The organism is Psychrobacter proteolyticus (assembly GCF_038155145.1).
GTDB lineage: Bacteria > Pseudomonadota > Gammaproteobacteria > Pseudomonadales > Moraxellaceae > Psychrobacter > Psychrobacter proteolyticus_B.
In genome coordinates, this window is sequence record NZ_JBAKAY010000001.1 from 180,833 (window position 1) to 201,924 (window position 21,092).

The 21,092-nt window shown below is 43.1% G+C and carries 13 protein-coding genes; 12 read left to right on the forward strand and 1 reads right to left on the reverse strand.

The window, feature by feature from the left end:
• Window positions 1–55: 55 nt before the first annotated feature.
• Entirely contained in the window at window positions 56–5,050 is a 4,995-nt protein-coding gene (locus V6252_RS00715; RefSeq protein ID WP_341608895.1) for a translocation/assembly module TamB domain-containing protein, read from the forward strand.
• A 150-nt stretch (window positions 5,051–5,200) separates the two neighbouring features.
• Here the strand turns inward: V6252_RS00715 and hemP are convergent, their stop codons facing one another.
• Entirely contained in the window at window positions 5,201–5,359 is a 159-nt protein-coding gene (gene hemP / locus V6252_RS00720; RefSeq protein ID WP_227672156.1) for a hemin uptake protein HemP, read from the reverse strand.
• Between the two features lie 299 nt (window positions 5,360–5,658).
• On the opposite strand from hemP, the gene V6252_RS00725 reads away from it, so the two are divergent.
• The 11 genes from V6252_RS00725 (at window position 5,659) to V6252_RS00775 (ending at window position 21,066) form a co-directional block, all read left to right on the forward strand.
• Entirely contained in the window at window positions 5,659–6,792 is a 1,134-nt protein-coding gene (locus V6252_RS00725) for an NUDIX domain-containing protein (RefSeq protein ID WP_341608896.1), read from the forward strand.
• 449 nt (window positions 6,793–7,241) lie between these two features.
• Window positions 7,242–8,474, forward strand: a complete 1,233-nt coding sequence (locus tag V6252_RS00730; RefSeq protein ID WP_341608897.1) for a lipocalin family protein — start codon at window positions 7,242–7,244, stop codon at window positions 8,472–8,474.
• Window positions 8,475–8,817: 343 nt separating this feature from the next.
• Window positions 8,818–10,260 (forward strand): glyceraldehyde-3-phosphate dehydrogenase, encoded by a 1,443-nt coding sequence (locus tag V6252_RS00735; RefSeq protein WP_341608898.1) that lies wholly within the window; start codon window positions 8,818–8,820, stop codon window positions 10,258–10,260.
• A 290-nt stretch (window positions 10,261–10,550) separates the two neighbouring features.
• The gene (gene cgtA, locus V6252_RS00740; RefSeq protein ID WP_057759175.1) at window positions 10,551–11,756 is read left to right on the forward strand and encodes an Obg family GTPase CgtA; all 1,206 of its coding nucleotides are present in this window, start codon (window positions 10,551–10,553) and stop codon (window positions 11,754–11,756) included.
• Window positions 11,757–11,834: 78 nt separating this feature from the next.
• The gene (gene proB / locus V6252_RS00745; protein WP_057759177.1) at window positions 11,835–13,007 is read left to right on the forward strand and encodes a glutamate 5-kinase; all 1,173 of its coding nucleotides are present in this window, start codon (window positions 11,835–11,837) and stop codon (window positions 13,005–13,007) included.
• 92 nt (window positions 13,008–13,099) lie between these two features.
• Entirely contained in the window at window positions 13,100–14,236 is a 1,137-nt protein-coding gene (hemE, locus tag V6252_RS00750) for a uroporphyrinogen decarboxylase (protein ID WP_341608899.1), read from the forward strand.
• A 136-nt stretch (window positions 14,237–14,372) separates the two neighbouring features.
• Complete coding sequence (gene argC / locus V6252_RS00755; protein WP_201567000.1) at window positions 14,373–15,440, forward strand: N-acetyl-gamma-glutamyl-phosphate reductase; 1,068 nt, start codon at window positions 14,373–14,375, stop codon at window positions 15,438–15,440.
• 103 nt (window positions 15,441–15,543) lie between these two features.
• Window positions 15,544–16,410, forward strand: coding sequence for a hypothetical protein (locus V6252_RS00760; protein ID WP_341608900.1), 867 nt, complete (start codon window positions 15,544–15,546; stop codon window positions 16,408–16,410).
• Window positions 16,411–16,573: 163 nt separating this feature from the next.
• On the forward strand, window positions 16,574–16,969 hold the full coding sequence (locus V6252_RS00765) for an ATP-dependent Clp protease adaptor ClpS (RefSeq protein ID WP_341608901.1): 396 nt from the start codon (window positions 16,574–16,576) through the stop codon (window positions 16,967–16,969).
• A 638-nt stretch (window positions 16,970–17,607) separates the two neighbouring features.
• Window positions 17,608–20,148 carry an AAA family ATPase gene (locus V6252_RS00770; protein WP_425355833.1) on the forward strand — a complete coding sequence of 847 codons (2,541 nt, stop codon included), beginning with the start codon at window positions 17,608–17,610 and terminating at the stop codon, window positions 20,146–20,148.
• Window positions 20,149–20,328: 180 nt separating this feature from the next.
• Complete coding sequence (locus V6252_RS00775) at window positions 20,329–21,066, forward strand: uracil-DNA glycosylase (RefSeq protein ID WP_341608902.1); 738 nt, start codon at window positions 20,329–20,331, stop codon at window positions 21,064–21,066.
• Window positions 21,067–21,092 lie beyond the last annotated feature (26 nt).

The following is a 21,092-nucleotide window of genomic DNA, read 5'->3' on the forward strand; positions in this document are numbered from 1 at the left end:
ATTATCACTTATCGTACCGATTGCTGGTCTTCATTTTTTAACGTAGTTGAGTGTCATGCTGACAGAAAATACCCCGCCTAATAATGCTCCAGATGAAGATCCAGCACAGCGTGATGCCCGTGCCGTTAGGCGTTGGTATCCGTTGTCATTTCTGCTCAAACTGCTGGTATTGGTGCTTATTGTACTAGCCATCATGTTTGCCATATTTTTTTATGCGGCAGGGACGGACGCTGGTACGAAGTTTATATTAGAGAAAATCAGTGTTGAAACAGGTATTGATTTCAAATACGGACGCGGTAACTTGCGCGATGGTATTTGGGTCACCGATATCGATATTGAAGCGACTAAAGATCTTGAGATATTAGTAGATAAGGCCTATGTAAAAATAGGCTGGCGTGCAGTATTTGCAAAAGAAGTGCATTTAAGCGATGCAGAAATCCAGACCATAGAGATTATCAATAAAAAACCACCTACTGGTGAACCGTTTGATTATAAAACTTTAAAGTTGCCAGTAAACTTGCGTTTTGACCAAGCAAAAATTAAGAAAATTATCTATAAGCAAGTAACCAAAGACCCTATCGTTATTCAAGATATTACGGCGCGTGACCTGACGTGGGTGGGTAGTACGGTAACCGTTGGCCGTGGTGACTTGCAGTATGCTGATATCGTGAAAGTCAGTGCCTTACAAGGAGAGATCGACCTACAGGGCGACTATCCACTAGATTTGAGTGCGATTGCGGAAGTCAGCGCCCTTGAAAAAGCCTATATCGACCCATTGAATATCTCTGCAACGGGAACGCTTAAACGTACTGTCGGTAAAGTACGTAGTCGTTATAACGATAGCGATGTGAAAGGCGACTTTGTCGTACAAGGGTTAGATGCGGGTGCACCGTTTGATGCAAAACTACAGTGGGATGATATTCTTATTCCTTATGCTGATAGCCAAAACATTCGCCTACAAAGCGGTACGGCCACAGCTTCTGGTGTCATCTCTGAAATACGATTGCGTATCAATACTGAATTGACGGCCAAAGACATTCCATCAGGCCATTATCAAGGCCGTGCCGTTATTGCCAATAGTCAGCTACGTATAGATCGCCTAGATGCTGACGTTCCAGCGGGACGTTTGGCGTTACAAGGTATTTTAGATTGGAAAGACAGCTTTGAGGCCACGGTGCGTGCGACAGGCAGTAATTTTAATATTCGCCAAGCTATTCCGGATGAATATACTGACTTCAAAGCTTATGCGCCGCAAACTCTAAACGGTAGGCTGTCATTGCGTTATCAGCAGCAGAATGGTACTGGTAACACGCAGATTGATGCAGATTTGCGTCAGCGCGATGGTGAGCATATCAATGCTAATATGGTTCGCGGTAAAACCTCTGCCAAGTCCAAGCAAGTCGCACCTTGGTATATTGATGCTAACTGGAAAAACCTAACCCGCCGTAACGTACCCAATATTGGCAATATCGACAGTCCTAGTGGGCAGGCAGACGTCATCGTTCGTGGTTCAACCCTATCAGTCGATGCCAATGCCGTTATCAATGAGCTCAATGCTGCCCCCAAGGGCAACTATGATCTACGTATACGTAAGGCTGGTGATGTCATTGATATCAATCGTCTTAATTATAACGGCATAGTAGGAGACTTATCCGGCACAGGACAGATTCAGTTAGCGAGCAAACAGCGTCCACTGACATGGCAGATTGATGCCAGTACCAAAGGTCTACTCCCTAAGAAATATCGTAGCGACTTACCGCTTGAGCGCCTAACAGGTAGTATAAGTGCGCGTGGCCGACTGCTAAATATCACCAAAAATGGTGTTAGCGGACAGCGTCATGTAATTACTTTAAACGATACCGATATGCAAGCGCAGCTCGATGCAACGCAAGCAGATCGTTCTATCGGTATCACAGGTGCTGGTGATGCCAGTGTTGATATCGTAGGTGGTGAGCTGTCAGTATTTGACGCGCGTTTTGATGGTCGGATTGATACAGCAGATGTACCACAAGGCCGTCTGTCTATCGATGCTGCGGGTACGCCAAAGCTGATTAGTATTCGTAAGCTGAACTATAAAGGTGAAGCGGGCGCAGTTGATGCGAAAGGTGTTATCGACTTACGTAAAAATATCGGCTGGAATATAGATGGTCGTTTTGATCAGTTCAACTTGGGTTATTTTTTACCCAATAATCCAGCGATAATCACAGGCGATCTAAAAACCAGTGGCGAGTGGCAAAATGCGCCAAAAAATAGCAAAAACACCGCAGGCACATTGCAGCGCTTTGCCGTAAATTTTAACGGCATATTAGATGCCGAGCAATTGCCAGCAGGTAAGCTGAATATAGAAGCCAGTGGTGACAGTCAGCTGATACGTATCAATCGTTTCCGTCATGTGGGTGCGGCAGGTAGTATCGATGCCAGCGGTACCGTTGATGTGCGTCAAGGCGTTGCGTGGGATATCAACGCAGTGATGGATCGTTTTAACATTGGCTACTTCCTAAAAGACACCCCAAGCCTTATTACTGGTACGATTGATACAGATGGCCGCTGGAGTGACACACAGCAGATTGTCAATATTAAACAAGTTAATCTAAATGGCATGCTAAAAGGGCAGCAACTGAGTGCCAAAGGCAGCCTATCAGCGAAGATGCGTTTGCCTAAAGATTTAGCAAGTTACTTCAAACAGCTTCAGACCCAAGATGCCCAAGCACAATACAAGCAAGTAAATGCTTTGATTGATAGCTTAAACGCTAATAACCTTGTACTGCGTTGGGGTGACAACTATGTCACCGCTAACGGCAATGCCAAGCAGCTACAAACCAAAATTAACATCACCAGTCTAGATCAGTTGTCTAGTCAACTGGCTGGTAAAGTCACTGGCGGTGCCACGCTGTCTCAACCAGCTGGTCAAGCACTGCCTACTATTTATATTGACTTGGTCGGTGAGCGACTCGCGCTACCTGGCTTTATATTGCGTCAAGGCCGTGTACGCGGCAAGCTAGTCAACTTAGCCAATAGCCCAAGTCAGTTAATCGTGACGGCTGAAGGCCTAGATGCTGCTGGTCAAAGTTTCGATAGTGTTAAAGCGTCCTTTAATGGTACCGAAAAGTCTCATGTAGTCGATCTAAATGTGGCCAATAAGCAACTCGATGTCGGTGCTAGGCTAAAAGGTGGTTTTGATCGAGACAGGCTAAGCTGGTCAGGTGTCATTGGAAAAGGCCGCATCAAATCTAAGTATGCGACTTTGAATCAATTGCAACCTGCACAGCTGATTGTGAATTTGCCTTATAATCAGGGTGGTGAGAACCGTGATCTAAAAGTACAGCTTGCCGCTCACTGCTGGCAGGCCACGGATCAAACCGGCAAGCTTTGTCTACGTGAAAAACTAGTGGCATCACCAGACCAAGGTGAAGTCAATGTAGCGTTGCAGAATTTAGATACGTCGTTATTCTCAGTGTTCTTGCCAGAAGATATTGACTGGAATGGCAAGATTAATGGTAAAGCAATCGTCGGATGGCAACGTGGTCGTCCGCCAACTATCAATACCACGCTATACTCAGACAATGGCAAGATAGGCCTCGTTCAAGATGGCGAAAGCACATCAATGACCTTGCCATATAAGCGAGTGTCTCTCATTGCTCTGTCTGTGCCTGAGGGTATCAAGCTGCGTACTGATATCAATACTGGACGCGGGGCACGTGGTTATGCTGAAGTAATCGTCGATCCTTATAAAGACCCTAAACCAATCTCTGGTGCATTGGTGCTGAACGAGCTTGATCTTGCGATATTTAAGCCTTTCTTCCCTGGTATGCGCGTCCTAAGAGGTAATGTCACGATGGCGGGTGGTCTAGGTGGCACCTTAACCAAGCCGCAGTTCTATGGCGACGTAAAACTCTCTGACGGCCGTATAGCGATGCTTGATTTGCCAGTGAATTTGTCCAAAGTAAATGCGGCAGCCAAAATCCGCGGTACACAAGCGACCATTGATGGCACGTTCAATAGTGGTACAGGTGAAGGCGAATTGTCAGGGACAGTCAACTGGCAGCAAAAATTGCAAGCCAAATTGAGTATCGTCGGTGAAGGCCTAGTCATCACTCAACCGCCATTACTGGTTGCTGAAATTGATCCTGATATCGATATCATTGTGCGCCCAGGCGACCGTTATGTCGATATAAAAGGGGCAATCAGTGTGCCGTCTGCGACCATTCGTCCGCCTGAAGCCAGCGAAGATATCATCACTCAGACTGAGGACGCAGTCGTACTAGATCGTCGTTTGATTGGTAATATCGATGAAGTACTGGCTATCTCAAAACCTTGGTCAATCAATGCTGATATCGGTGTTGATTTGGGCGATGATATCAACTTCCGTGGTTTTGGCGCAGTCATTCCATTGGCAGGGGCGATTAATGTGACTCAGAATGGCACAGGTATCATGCGTGCTAGAGGTGTTGTGCAGGTCTCACGCCGTACCAATATCAATGCCTTTGGCCAAAGCCTAGAGTTAAATTATGGTCAAGTGCGTTTCAATGGTGATGTGATGAAACCGAGTCTGAGTATTGAAGCGGCCAAAACGATTAATGGTAAAACAGTTGGTCTGCGTGTCAAAGGAACGACTGACAGCCCCAATATTATCGTCTTTAACAATGCAGGACTAACCCAGCAGCAAGCAATGAATGCATTGGTGACAGGCCGCATCGATAACAAGAGCGCGACGCAAATCAGTGAGCAAGGGTTTAAATCGCAAGTGACCAATAATCTGGCTGCCGCTGGACTGAGCTTTGGTCTGAGTGGTACTCGTAGCCTGACCAATCAAATCGGGCAAGCGTTTGGCTTGCAGAGTCTGACAGTCGATGCCTCAGGTAGCAGCGAGGACACCAATGTCAACGTTACAGGTTACGTAACGCCTGATTTGTACATTCGCTATGGTGTGGGTGTTTTCAATGCGCAAAACAGTCTTTCTGTTCGTTATCAATTGACGCGCCGCATCTATGTAGAAGCAAGCTCAGCAGCGGAAAATGCAGTGGATGTGGTCTATAGTTGGCAGTTCTAAATCGTTTATTTAGAGGACGACTGCTTTTTGACTAAAGTTGATCGAGTTAGCTTCTAAAGTGATTTCTAAACTATATGACCTATAAAAAAACGCCTCATAATGAAGGCGTTTTTTTATAGAAGGATTGAAAAGGTGTCACTGAAATAGACGTTATTTGGTTAGAATCAAGCGATTGTTACGAGTTAGGCGTAGTCGATACTCTTCGCCTTCATGCTCGATACGTACCTCTTTAGTCAGTGCAAATAGATGTTGTGATTGCAAAGTAGGTAAACGGTTTTCACGACAGTTTAAATAACGAGAGATGACCATGCTCATAGTAAATTCCTTTTGAGAAGAAGTGGCTTAAAAAATTGGCTAACCATAGCGTAATTGTTTTTAACGATAATAATTATCATTTAGATTTGATAAATTTGCAAGGCAATTGATAAAATAAAATGCAGTTATTATGTAAACTTATCTAAGTTTACTGTCATAAAACATCTCGAATGAAAATTTTATCTATATAAGTTAATGAGTTAGGTAGTAAATTTAAATAAATCATCTAGCCTATAAAAACTATTAAATAATCAGAAATAATCAGAGTAAATACCAAAATAAAGGATATAAGTATGTCGAACGGGTCAGATCAACAATCACAAACTAAGAAAGACAGTAAGGCGAAAACTAACAAACCCAGCATCGTAAATATCGTAAATGTTGCAGTGGCTGTCATTCATTATAAAGACCAGTATTTGCTTGGGTTTCGAGATGCTACTCAGCATCAAGGAAATCGTTACGAGTTCGTCGGCGGAAAGATAGAAGCAGATGAGTCAGCAGCGCAGGCGTTGATAAGAGAAGTGGCTGAAGAGACGGGTATCCTGCTTGATAATAATACTATCGTTAAGCTTGGGCGTTTGTATCATGATTATGGCGATAAGCAGGTCAGCTTACAGGTTTATAAGATTGAGCTGACAGCAGAGCAGTACGAGCAGCATAGACACTGTGAACAAGGTTTAGAAGGGCAGGCACTGACTTGGGTAAGCAAATTACAGCTTTTAGCAGGAGAGTATCATCTGCCCACTGCTAATAAGACGATCCTTGAATGGTTGAAACTCCCATCGAAGATAGCGATTAGTTATCCTCTGGCACATTTTGGCACACACACTGATGCAGCAGCGGCATGGCTACAGCATCATCAAGAAAAGTTAGCATCAGAGTCATGGGTATATATCCGCTTGAAGGACGCAAATTCTAAGCATCTTACTGAGCAATTGATAACTGCACGTCCAGATATTTTAGCGATTTTACCTAATGATAATGAGCAGCCTTTAAATGGGCAAGGCTCACTAACCGCTAATGAGACAGAGATTGGCCAGCGAATAGTTGGCAAGCATTTGACACACTCAACACTGATGCAGTGTTTCAATGAGGTAGGCAGTCCTACAGTTCTCACACAGTCGCTATCTAAAGACCATCCGCTTATCGTCAGTTGCCATGACATCGCGAGCATAATGGCAGCCAACAAACTTGCTAACATGAGGATACAACAGGGGCTACCACCAGTGATTGGTACTTTCGTATCGCCTGTGCTCGCTACCCAAACACATCCTGATGACACGCCGCTTGGCTGGGAAGCATGGTCAGCGTTAGCAGAGTTAGCTGATATGCCTGTCATTGGGTTAGGCGGGCTAGAACCTGCTATGCTCAATCAAGCATTGCAGTATGGCGGTATCAGTGTGGCAGGCATTAGTCAGTTTATATAATCCGCATGACTCAAGAAAGCTATCTACAATCTATAGTTCCATTTGCCTGAATGTGACTCGTATTAGACGTGCGTATTAAGCTTAGTAAGTTCAAATAACTGATTTTTAACTTAGTTATCCAGTAAGTAACTGTGTGGTTATGATGTGTTCAAACAACACTCAAACCCCATAGTTACTTACAAACCGTTGCGTTTTCCTACATTGCACTACTGTTTTAATAGTCCAGTTGTCCTTAATATATATTGCATATCTACGATACGTTGATCTTATTTTTATAGAAGAATGACTGACCAAAAGTAATGCTCAAAATACAATAATAAAAAAGCTTTTGTAGAGTCAAGTTTTGCATGAATGATTTATACCAAAGCAAATGGCTTTTAGAAAACGAGACCAAATAGATGCCGTACATAAAGCGTTTTTAACAATCACTATTTAAGAATGGTACTCCTATGAAAACCAATAAGTTACCTGAGTCAGCATGGACTGATTCACAGGCAGCTGGTTCTCAACTTCAGCAGCCTAAGCAATCGCTCAATGACAATGAATATGGCGATGACACGCAACAGACAACCCAAGCTAGTAACGATGCTAGCTATAATCACGACAGCTCGAATGGCGAATATTCGCACCATCTGGCAAAAGACACGTCTTCGCAAGACAGCTATTTTGGATACAAAAGCGCCGACAAAAGCCCTAGGGCAAAAGAGTCAGCTATGAGTAACAACGAGATAAGCAAAGATCTAAAAAATAGCAATGAGGACAATCATGACGTGGCTAGTGGCTACAAATCATCTGGCTATAAGTCAGCGCAAAATAAGCAACCACAAGAACTAAATGACGATGAGCCATTAATGTCAGGACTGTTAGAGGATCAAATAGACAATCTAAACAGTGGTTCTGAACAAGCCATCGACGCTGAGCAAATAAGTGATGCATCAACAAATAATTCATCCTACAAAGAAATACCGGAGCGCATATTTATGAATGGACTGATCAAACATACAGGTATTGCCTTAGCAATTATTATACCGTTAGCAGCGTTCTCAGCTTATGCGGCCACGCCGCCAGTGAACATGGCAACTAATAACACGGCAACTAATGGCATGTCTGATAATGCGATGAGTGAGAAGACCACGACCGATATGCTATCGGTTAAGCCAAGTGATATTATTCATAAATCTGCAAGTACGCCAACTACTGTAGATAGCGTAGATCTAAATACCTATGCAGGTACTTGGTATGAAATTGGCCGTTTGCCGATGTATTTTCAGCGCAAGTGTGCTGGTGATGTGACCGCCAATTATGCTCAAAAAGATGACGGCTCAGGAATCACGGTTACTAACAAATGTATGGCTGAAGACGGCTCAGGTATTGTCGCAGAAGGTTTGGCTAAGCCAGTCGATGAAAGCGGCAGCAAACTAAAAGTGACGTTCTTGCCGAAGTGGATTCGTTGGATTCCAGTCGGCCGTGCTGATTATTGGGTGCTGGCACGTGATGCAGAGTATAAAACTGCGCTAGTAGGAACGCCTGATAAAAAATACTTATGGCTACTAGCACGCTCGCCAAATATCAGTCAGGAAACGTATACTAAATATCGTCAAATTGCTCAGCAGCAAGGCTACGACTTAAAAGAGTTTACATTGACGTCGCAGAGCAACCAAACGGTGAATCTAGCACCATAATAAATGTAACGGAAATTACTGCTTCAGTTAATTGAGCCCTATAGCGATTATTATTTCATCACGTTTCGATAAGGCAGCATACATGGCTGCCTTTATTTTTATTACTAGCTGTATATGAGAACTATATACGAGAATGAAACCTATTATGCATGCTAGCTAATCGGTTACTACTGGCAAAATGAGGCGTTTTAGGCTAAAATCTAGGCGATTCAAATACTCTAGCGTCAATAACCCATATTGATAGTGGTTGATTATCATATTAGAGTCGCCATTTAGAGCATACACGACCTATCTATTTTACACTTCTTCATATTTTATTGATCATACATTACTGACCATAAGGATGTTTCTCGTGAGCAACGCTGATACCTTACGCCAATTACATCAAGACCACTTGAACAATTACAACAATCAAGAGCAACAAGCGATTGAGCTTATGGGGCTACTAAACAAGCTCTATAACAAGCAAGACGTACAAGTGACTTTGTTTGGCGAAACGCTAGACTCTACCTCAGTTGGTCAAATACTTGCTTTACATCAAAAAGTAGCGCTACGCGACCATGGTGCCAAAGCTATCGATATCGCTGATACTCTAGCGATGGTAAAAGTTATCTCAGAAAACACTGATATCCAAGCCACTCGTATCGATGTTGGTCAACTGATTGCTAATGATACTGACTTACAAACCGCTCTACAGTCTATCAATAACGCTGGTGCTGTAAATGGCGCGACAGATGTTGTGCTTTACGGTTTTGGCCGTATTGGTCGTATCTTGACTCGTCTGCTATTGTCACAAGCGTCAAGCGCGAAAGGTCTACAACTAAAAGCGATCGTTGTACGTCCAGCCGCTGCTGGTGACTTGGCTAAGCGTATCTCATTGCTTGAGCGTGACTCAATCCATGGTAGATTCTTAGGCGGCATCAGCATTGATGATGATAATAACGGCATGATCGTTAACGGTCGTTTTGTACAAGTTATCTATGCCAAAGACCCAAGCGAAATCGACTATACTGCTTATGGAATCGACAATGCTCTTGTTATCGATAACACAGGTATCTGGAAAGACGAAGCAGGCCTTGGTAAGCACTTACAGTCTACTGGCGTAAAAAAAGTGCTACTAACAGCACCTGCTGGCGGTGATATCAAAAACGTCGTTTATGGTGTGAACAATGACACCGTTGGTGATGATACTATTGTTAGTGCTGCTAGCTGTACGACCAATGCGATTACGCCAACGCTGAATGTATTGAATGATGAGTACGGTATTGTAAATGGTCATGTAGAGACTATTCACTCATTTACCAATGATCAGAACTTGGTTGATAATTATCATAAAGCAGACCGCCGTGGTCGTAGTGCTGTGATGAACATGGTTATCACCAGTACTGGTGCTGCAAAAGCTGTTGGTAAAGCATTGCCAGAACTAAACGGTAAGCTAACGGGTAACGCTATTCGTGTACCAACACCAAACGTCAGCCTAGCCATCTTGAACGTGAATCTAAAAACTGCACCAGCAAGCGCTGATGCGTTAAATGAATTCTTGCGTAAAATGGCTAACAGCAGCACTTGGCAGTCGCAGATTGCTTATACAGATTCTACAGAAGCGGTATCAACGGATTTCGTTGGTACGACTCATGTTGGTATTATCGATGCTCAAGCTACTATTTTGACTGACAACCAAGCTATCGTATATGTTTGGTATGACAACGAAGTAGGTTATAGTACTCAGGTATTGCGTTTGGCGACGCAAATGGCCGGAATCAACTACGCTCAGATTCCAGCATAGATTACTAAATACAGTAGAGCAATAACGTCATACCAAGTATAGTAGCGCTATCGTGTCATAAGAATGGCGCTGTGGCAGATTCTACTTTGAATAGCTTGGTAGGATTTTAACTGTCATACTTAAACACCCGATAGTCCGATTGATTATCGGGTGTTATTGTCATAATGGGCACTAAGTAAAAGTAGACTTTATACAGTATTCATTTTGACGCAACAACATAGCAAAACCCCAAAATACAACCGTTGGTTGTAACCAGTTTATAGACTGGATTGTGAATTAAGGAACGTAAGATGCGATTTATTGATGAAGCCGTCGTAACGGTAAAAGCAGGTGACGGTGGTAACGGAATCGCCAGTTTTCGCCGAGAAAAGTATGTCCCACGTGGTGGACCTGATGGTGGTGATGGCGGCAAGGGCGGAGATGTATATGTCATTGCAGAAGACAACACCAATACCCTAGTTGACTATCGTTATACGCGTCGTCATGACGCCATGCGTGCTGAGAACGGCCATAGTAGAAACTGTTCAGGTAAAGGGTCTGATGATCTTTATTTACCAGTACCAGTTGGTACCACGGTAGTTGATACCGAGACAGACGAAGTATTGGGCGATTTGATTGAGATTGGCCAGACACTACTGATTGCCAAAGGTGGTGACGGTGGTTTGGGTAATACCCATTTCAAAAGCTCGACCAACCAAGCGCCGCGTAAAGCGACGTCAGGTTTTGAAGGTGAGCTAAAAGTTCTTAAGTTTGAGCTAAAAGTAGTGGCTGATGTTGGTTTGATTGGTTTGCCGAATGCTGGTAAATCGACCTTTATCCGTCAAGTCTCTGCTGCTAGACCAAAAGTGGCTGACTATCCGTTTACCACGCTAGTACCAAACTTGGGTGTGGTCGATATTGGTCGTCATCGCTCATTTGTGATGGCAGATATTCCTGGTCTTATTGAAGGTGCATCAGAAGGCGCAGGACTTGGTATTCGCTTCTTGAAGCATGTTGCGCGTACGCGTCGTCTGCTACACTTAGTTGATGTTAAGCCTGTTGATGGCAGCGACCCAGTCGAAAATGCTCGCGTTATTTTAAACGAGCTTGAGCGTTTCTCTCCTGAATTGGCCAACTTGCCGCAGATTTTGGTATTAAACAAAATCGATCAGGTCAATGATGAAGATTTGAATGCGCTTTGTACTCATATCGTCGCAGAGCTTGGTTGGACTGGTATGGTCTTCCGTACGGCAACGCTAACTGGTGAAGGCGTTGATGCGGTCAAATATCATCTAATGAATGACATTGAACTTGAGCGTGAGCGTGAAATAGAAGATCCTATCTTCGCTGAAGCACAAAAAGAACGTTTCGAGCGTTTAGAAGCTGAAGTACGTCTTAACACTGAAGCACAGCGTGAAGCGTATCGTGCGGCTCGTAAAGCAGCACGTGAAGGCTTGGATGCGTCTGATTTTGACGACGATGATGACGATGGCGTTGAGGTAATGTACGTTCCTTAAGCTAGTATGCTTGAGCAGTTATATTTGAATTGTGAATTTAATCCCTACAATCAATTGATATGAAAAAAAGGAGTTTATATGGCAGATGACATAGCAAACACGATGGAAGAAGCAAGATTTGTTAAGCAAACTCGCAACTTTGATATTCAGCGCGTTATTGTCAAAATTGGTTCATCACTATTAACCAATAACGGTCGAGGGCTGGATCGTACTGCCATATATGAGTGGGCAAAGCAGATTGCTAAGCTACACAAAAAAGGCGTTGAGGTACTGCTAGTATCATCAGGTGCCGTTGCTGAAGGTGTGGTACGTATGAACCTTGAGGAACGCCCCAAAAAACTAGCAGCATTACAAGCTTGTGCTTCTATTGGTCAAATGGGCTTGATTGAAACATGGTGGTCAGCTTTGATTCAGCATGGTATTCAAAGCTCGCAGCTCCTGCTAACTCATGATGATTTGTCTAATCGTAGTCGTTATCTCAATACGACAGGCGCGCTAACACAGTTATTAGAATGGCGCGTACTACCTGTTATCAACGAAAACGATACCATCACGATTGATGAGATTAAATTCGGCGATAACGATACCTTGGGTGCGATGGCAGCCGCGATGGTTAATGCTGATTTGTACATCATCTTAACCGATCAAGAAGGTGTCTTCACTGATAACCCACGTGATAATCCTGATGCCAAGATGATTCGTCAAGAGCGTGCAATGGCTGATTATTTATTTGATATTGCAGGAGACGGCGGTAAGCTTGGACGCGGTGGTATGTTGACCAAAATCCGTGCTGGACGCCTTGCTGCTATGGGTGGCTGTCCTACCGTTATCGTCAGCGGTGCTATTGATGACGTTATTACCCGTGTGGTATCAGGCGAAGCGGTAGGTACATTGCTGACGACTAATGACGAAGATAAAATCATTGCGCGTAAGCAATGGCTAGCTGCGCATCTACGTATGTCAGGTAGCTTGGTCGTTGATGCAGGCGCTGCAAGAGCATTGACTGAGCACAATAGAAGTTTATTGCCAGTGGGTGTTGTAGAAGTGCAGGGCGGATTTGATGAAGGTGATGTGGTAGAAATTATCCATCAAGATACAGGTGAGCGTATTGCTGTTGGGCAGGTAAACTTCTCATCGAATGATGCGCGCCGTGTCGCTCGTGAGCGTACCGAACAGTTCGATAAGATCTTTGGCAGTAGCGAAGAACGTGTCGTCATGGTACACCGCGACAATCTTGCATTAACTGTATAGCGCTTTTATATAACCTTTTTTATTCAACTTATTTTATCCAGCACAATATCCATTTATAAATATGGATATTGTGCTGTTTTGGAGATTTGTACATGAGTGCTTCAGACGGTAGTAACTCGGTTCAGCAACAGTTTGCACCTTTAAAAAATGATAGATTGCTACGTGCATTACGTTTTGAGCCCATTGATACCACACCGGTATGGATGATGCGCCAAGCTGGTCGTTATTTGCCAGAATATAAGGCCACTCGTGCTGAAGCGGGTGACTTTATGAGTCTGTGCAAAGATACAGACCGCGCTACTGAAGTGACTCTACAGCCCTTACGTCGTTATGACTTAGATGCTGCTATTTTGTTTAGTGATATTCTAACTATTCCTGATGCAATGGGACTTGGCTTGTATTTCGAAACAGGTGAAGGCCCTAAGTTCAAATACCCTATCCGTGAGCAGGCTGATCTTGATAGATTGCCAGTGCTTGAGCCAAACGATTCTCTAGACTATGTCATGCGAGCCGTAACCAGCATTCGTAAAGCATTGAATGGTCAAGTTCCACTATTTGGTTTTTCTGGTAGTCCGTGGACGTTGGCTACTTATATGATAGAAGGCGGTAGCTCGAAGGATTATCGTTATACCAAAGGCTTCTTATATAGTAACCCTGATTTTTTACATCAGTTATTAGACAAGCTTGCGACGTCAGTTATTGACTATTTAGATGCCCAAATCGTCGCTGGTGCTCAAATCGTTCAGATATTTGATAGTTGGGGCGGAGCGTTAGGCCATCGTCAATTTATCGAATTTTCACACATTTATAATAAACGTATTGTCGCTGAACTAAAAGAACGTCATCCACAAGTACCTGTAGTGCTATTCACTAAAGGTGGTGGGTTATGGCTTGATATTCAGGCTGACAGCGAAGCAGATGTGTTAGGTCTGGACTGGACGATGCCGATTGATCGTGCGCGCCAAGTATTGACTGAAAGTCAGCGTCAATTGACCAAGAAGCATAAAAAACTGCAAAGCAGCAAAGCTATCCAAGGTAACTTAGATCCAGCGACGTTATATGGTTCGCCTGCGACAATCCGTTCTGAAGTGAACGCCATGCTTGACCGTGCTTACGCTGACGGTGAAAAGACTGGTTACATAGCAAACTTAGGTCACGGTATCACCCAGTGGGTTAACCCTGACAATGCCAAAGTGTTTGTGGATGCAGTACACGACTATAAAATTTAAGAGTCAGAATATTTAGAGAGTGATTCTGTCTTTGTTCGCATTTGTAGAACTATATAATTTATGGAACTGAATGAGTTATAAGCAAATATAGAATCTATCAGTGCATATTTAGTATTTACCAAGAAAAGGGTGTTTTATGATTTCAGCAGCGATCGTCGGTGGTACAGGCTATACGGGTATTGAGCTCATTCGCTTATTATCTGCTCATCCTGAGGTTTCTATTGATTTATTAACTTCTCGTAGCGAAGCTGGCACTCGTGCTGATGAAATCTTCCCAAGCTTACGCGGTGTGTCTGACATCGTTTTTAGCGACTTGGGTGATAATACGCTTGCTGCATTGCAAAAATGTGATGTTGTGTTTTTTGCAACTCCGCATGGCGTAGCAATGAAGCAAGCTGAAGCGCTTACTCAAGCTGGCGTTAAGGTCATCGATTTGGCTGCTGATTTTCGTTTGCAGTCACTGACTGACTTTGAGCATTGGTACAAGCAGTCACACGCTTGTCCTGAATTATTGAAAACAGCGGTCTACGGCTTACCAGAAATCAATCGTGACAAGCTTGCGAATGCGTTACTAGTAGGCAACCCAGGCTGTTATCCAACCACTGCGATTTTGGGTCTAAAACCAATTATCGAAGCTCAGAATAAGCAAGCAGAGCGTTTGATCGAGTCTCGTATCGTTATCGATGCAAAATCTGGCGTGTCTGGTGCAGGTCGTCAAGCATCACTTGCACTTAACTATGCTGAGACAACAGATAGCTTTAAGGCTTATAGCGTCGAAGGCCATCGTCATTTACCTGAGATTGAGCAGGGTGTTGCACAGTTATTAGACAGTCAGTTCGCGCATCGCATTCGCTTTTTGCCGCATTTAGTACCGATGATTCGTGGCATGCTCAGCTCTATTCATATGGAGTTGACTGACGCAGGTGCGGCTATCGATTGGCAGCAAGCATTTGAAAATAGCTATGCGTCAGAGTTGTTTGTTGATGTCATGCCAAAAGGTCTTTATCCCGATACGCGTAGTGTTCGCGCTAGTAACCGTCTACGCATTGCGGTACATCAGGACAATGAGCGCGCTGAGCTAACGGTTATTGTCGTTCAAGATAATTTAGTTAAAGGCGCTGCTGGGCAGGCTGTTCAAAACATGAATGTGATGTTCGGTTTTGATGAGTCAATGGGGCTGAATTTTGCACCGATTGTTCCTTAATATCAACGACTTCATATTCCAATCATTCACATTTACGGTGCTAGGTATTGATTATAAATTCGGCTATAATGACTTGCCCTTACCCTTAAGAGATACTGTCTAAATGCGTGTTCCGCTCGTACTACGCTTTTGCTCACAGCCAGCACGTCTATCGTGTAAAAAATCGGTTATACCTAGCTTGGAGCGCAAACAGCATTCCTTTAGAAATAATAATATCCCTATAAGTGGTATTGCTAGCTCACAACGCGGCGCTTCTACATTAGTATTGGCACTGTTTGTAGTGGCCGTATTAGTGACAGCAGTGGTTGGGCTGGTATTCGGTCATAAGCTTGGTTACCAACGTGGCCTTCATTCGATGGAAACAGAAGCCAAGCAAGCAATCATCGATAGCACTGAAGCGACACAAGCACTAGAAGATTTGCGCCTGAGCAATAAGATAGCTACTAACCAAGCGGCAACTGCCAAACAAGAACTGGCCATCAGTTTGGCTAATTTAAAAGAACTGCGTGAGAGCCAGCAAGAATTAACAGTAGAAAATAAGCAAGTATCACAGCTCAATGAGCTGTATTCAGATGTCATCCGTAAGAAAGGTGGTATGCCTTTACAGGTATTAGGTGCCAAAATTTCGCCACTACCTGAAAATGCTTTTGAGTATGGTTTTGATATTGGGATGCTCAGTAGCGATGGTCAAGCCAAACGCTTGAGGCCTATATTGACGCTACTTAACAATGATGACCTTGTAGAGGTGCCACTTGACCCTGCATACCATATGATCGAAGGTATCGTTCGGATACGTGGTCGCTTTGTAATGCCATCAGGTTTTAGACCATTGCAAGCCAAACTGACTTTGCAAGCTGGTGGTCAGAAAGTAGAGCAATTGTATGACTGGAAGCTCGGTGATAGTGTGGATAACATGCTACCATCGCTCCTAGATTTACCAGAAGTTGATGAAAGTCCTATCGTACCTTAATTACCTCATGTCTTATTGAAACACTCAGTGACGATGCTGTGGTTGAAATCAAAGCACAATGACCTTAATTAGTGTTTGTGCTTTATACCATGCCTTATCGCCTGCCTTAACATTCTCTATCTTAAACTTACCTTATAATTATATTTTGATTATGATGAAAAAAATGATATCACAAGCCACGCCAACGGTTGCTGATTGGCACTTTCCCAATATGCCTGCTCATCGTGCACAAGACGGTGATTCCGATGGTGAAACCTCACCGCAAGCAGATGTATTGGTCGCAGAGCCTGAAGTAGCCAAACCGCCTATGTATGCGGTCGTTATGTATAATGACAACTACACGCCGATGGAGTTTGTTGTATACATATTGCAGTCAGAATTTCGTCATAGTATGGATTCTGCGGTCGAGATTATGCTGACTATTCATAATAGCAGCAAAGGTATTGCTGGCATTTATCCCAAAGATATCGCCGAGACCAAGGCTAAAAAAGTAAATAGTCTGGCACATCGTGAAGGTTATCCATTATTGACCCAAATCGAACCACATCAAGGCGAGTAAAGCAATTTATTAGTTTCTTGTACTGATATAGGGCTCTATTAAAGCTATATCTACTATTTTGTACTTTTAAGTAATTCATATCAAAGCTCACCTTTATGTTGAGCTTTTTTGACTTTTCAGTCACTCCCTTTGTATACAAGTAGCATCTTCTAAAAATAGATTTATTATCCATAGGGTCTTGATTTATATAGAAAATAACCCTATCTATTAAAGAGTCCTATTCAATAGTCTTAGACTAAGTATCTCCGTTGAACCTGCTAAAATCACGTCATTACTAGCTTTTCAAATATCAATCTCTCTTTCTATCTAATCAGTTTTTCAACATTTAATATTCGTTGTTAAGGTGGTGGCTACTAGCTTGTAGCACGCTTTGATACATTTTAGTCTGTGTTAATAGATTGACTCCGTCGAAGTATCGTGTTGATATAAAGAAAAGCGGCCATGGATAGTTATGATTACTGTTGGCTGATAGCGAGATTATAGTATTTAGTCAATAGTCTACCGCTCACCTCATTTATTCATGACTTCTAATAATACGAATATAGCCCTTGAACAATTCATCTACCGCCCTGATTTACTTACTAACTCATTCATAAAACTATCAATTATAAAGATAGATATAACCGTAGGAAGTTGTTATGTTAAGTCGTCATCTTGAAGTTTCTCTACGTTTAGCAATGACGCTTGCGCGCCAAAAATCGCATGAGTATCTCACTGTTGAACATTTGCTTTTGGCCTTATTAGAAAACACTCATGCTGCCAATACGTTGACTGCTTGTAATGCTAATGTCTCGGCGTTGCGTACTGAGCTTGAGATTTATATTAATAAACACACGCCAACTATCGATGCTGATACAGAACAGTCACCGCAGCCGACTCAAAGCTTTGATCGTATCTTGCAACGTGCTATTTTTCACGTGCAGTCGATTGGTGGTGGTCGATTGGTAGAAGGGTCTGATATTTTGGTCTCTATGTTTTCAGAGCATGATACTTATGCTGTTTACCTGCTTAAAAAACAAGGTATCAGTCGCCTTGAGCTAACCCAGTATTTATCACATGGTCAAGATAAAGAAGAGCCTTCTGAATCACGTGGTTCTGCAGGCACTGAGCGCCGTAGTGCCTCTGAAAAGACCAGTAAAGATCCATTGGTTGAATTTGCAACCAATCTAAATCAGCGAGCCGCCGAAGGTAAAACAGATCCTTTGATTGGTCGTGCCTCTGAGATTGAACGTGCTGCCCAAGTACTGTGCCGCCGTCGTAAAAATAACCCATTGCTAGTAGGTGAGCCTGGTGTAGGTAAAACGTCTATCGCTGAAGGTTTGGCATGGTTAATCATTAACGATAAAGCACCAAAGCCACTTAACGGTTGCGTGATTTATAGCCTTGATATTGGTTCACTGATTGCGGGAACCAAGTATCGCGGTGACTTTGAAAAACGCATGAAGTCATTGCTTGATGCGCTAAAGAAAAAACCAAATGCTATTCTCTTTATTGATGAAATTCATATGATTATTGGTGCTGGTTCATCTATGAGCAGCAATATGGATGTGTCTAATTTGATTAAGCCTGCACTTGCCAACGGTGAGCTACGTTGTATCGGTTCAACAACCTTTACTGAGTATCGCCAAGTATTTGAAAAAGACCATGCATTGTCGCGTCGTTTCCAAAAAATCGATGTTAAAGAACCTAGTGTGGATGACACCATCGATATCCTGCGTGGCCTAAAACCTCGTTATGAAGAATTCCATAATGTTGAGTATACGGATGAAGCGTTGGTCACAGCGGTACAGTTATCAGCCAAGCATATTCATGAGCGTTTTTTACCTGATAAAGCCATTGACGTGATTGATGAAGCAGGTGCGTACAAGCGCTTAGGCGTGGTGCCTGATATCGATGATATCGAAGCGGAAGAAAGTTTCATTGCTGATTTAGAGCAAGATTTTGATGCGCAGATTGATGCTGATATCGAAGGTATCGATGGTGATACAGATAATGAAATGCAGGATGAAGCAGCGACTGCGAAAGCAAGCGATAGTGCTAAGTCAGCAGATGGTGTGAAATTATCAAAAGGTCAAAAGCCACCGATGAAGATCGATGTGGCGGATATTGAAGCTATCATTGCTAAACTGGCACGTATTCCACCCAAATCTGTATCGAGTGATGACAAGAGTATCCTTGAGCATTTAGATCGAGATCTTAAGCACTTGGTATTTGGTCAAGATGAGGCGATTGCTACGTTGGCTGATGCTATCAAGCTATCACGTGCAGGATTAAAAGCACCTGATAAACCAATCGGTTCGTTTATGTTTGCAGGTCCGACTGGTGTGGGTAAAACAGAAGTGTCGCGTCAGCTAGCCAATCTGTTAGGTGTAGAGTTAGTACGCTTTGATATGTCAGAGTATATGGAAGCGCATACGGCATCACGTTTGATTGGCGCGCCTCCAGGTTATGTTGGCTATGATCAAGGCGGCTTACTTACTGAAAAAATCAATCAGCATCCACATTGTGTATTGTTGCTTGATGAGATTGAAAAGGCGCATCCGGATGTCTTTAACTTGTTACTACAAGTGATGGATCATGGGACGTTGACCGATAATAATGGTCGTGTGGCAATCTTTAAGCAAGTCATCGTTATTATGACAACGAACGTTGGTGCTGATAGTATTAGTCGCTCGTCAATGGGCTTCACGCAACAAGACCATAGTCGTGATAACACAGAGTCGCTGAAACGTGTCTTTACGCCAGAGTTCCGCAATCGCTTAGACGCTATCATTCAGTTCAACCCTCTAGATACGTCAGTTGTTGTATCAGTTGTCGATAAGTTCTTAGTTGAATTACAAGTACAACTTGATGATAAGCAAGTGACATTAGAGATTGATGATGATGTACGTGACTACTTGGCAGATAAAGGCTATGACCGTTTAATGGGTGCACGTCCGATGCAACGTCTGATTCAAGATGAAATCAAAAAACCATTGGCAAGTATGATTTTATTCGGTGATTTGGTCAATGGCGGTGTCGTGCATCTGACCTTAGAGCCTAAAGTCGATGATTCTCAAGAGAATGATACAATGAAGCTTGATAAGGTATCAGACAAAGGCTCAGCTGATAGTCGTATTATTCTGACAGTCGTTGAAACTCATGAACCGCATCCTGATTCTGAGTCTCTAGCTAGCTAAGTTACTGGTGCTAATATGACAAAAACGGCTACCGTATTACAGCGGTAGCCGTTTTTTTTATTGCTATAATTTATCAACAAAGCGTACACCATATTTTGTTAGTATAATTATTTACATTAAGCTGGCTTTAACAAAGCTATGGAACTTATAACAAGATAATAAGTATAAAAAGGACACACTATGGAACTGTTCGATGAACCAACAACCAAGACTCCAGAACAAAAACAAGCGATTTTAGACAATGTCCGTTTACCAGAAGACTGGAAAACAGCATTAGCAGATGAATTAACGTCTGAGAATATGGACAATCTACGCGCTTTTTTAAAAGAGGCCTATCAGTCGGATGATAGTATCTATCCGCCTGCACCATTGATGTTCAATGCGCTGAACCTTACGCCGTTATCGCAAGTCAAAGTGGTAATCTTGGGCCAAGATCCTTACCATCGTCCAGGTCAGGCTATGGGGTTATCATTTTCTGTTCCTAAAGTCATTCCAAAGCCACCATCGTTGAATAACTTGCTCAAAGAAATGGCAGATGACATTGGTATTCGCCCTTCAGCGCATGGTGATTTGACGTATTGGGCGCAGCAAGGCGTTCTACTGCTTAATAGCTCACTAACTGTGCGAGAAGGCGAGCCAAACAGTCATCAAAATAAAGGTTGGGAACAGTTTACTGATGCCGTCATCGATGCCGTCAATGAACAGACAAAGCATACCGTGTTTATTCTGTGGGGTAGTAAAGCCCAGAAGAAAGGTAAGTATATCGATACGGATAAGCATTTGATCCTGACAGCGGTACATCCATCACCACTAGCGGCAAACCGTGGCGGCTTCTTTGGCACTAAACCTTTTTCTAAAACAAATGATTACTTGGTGCAATATGGCCAAACTCCAATTGACTGGCAATTACCACAATAAATGCAAAATATACAGAATATAAGCTT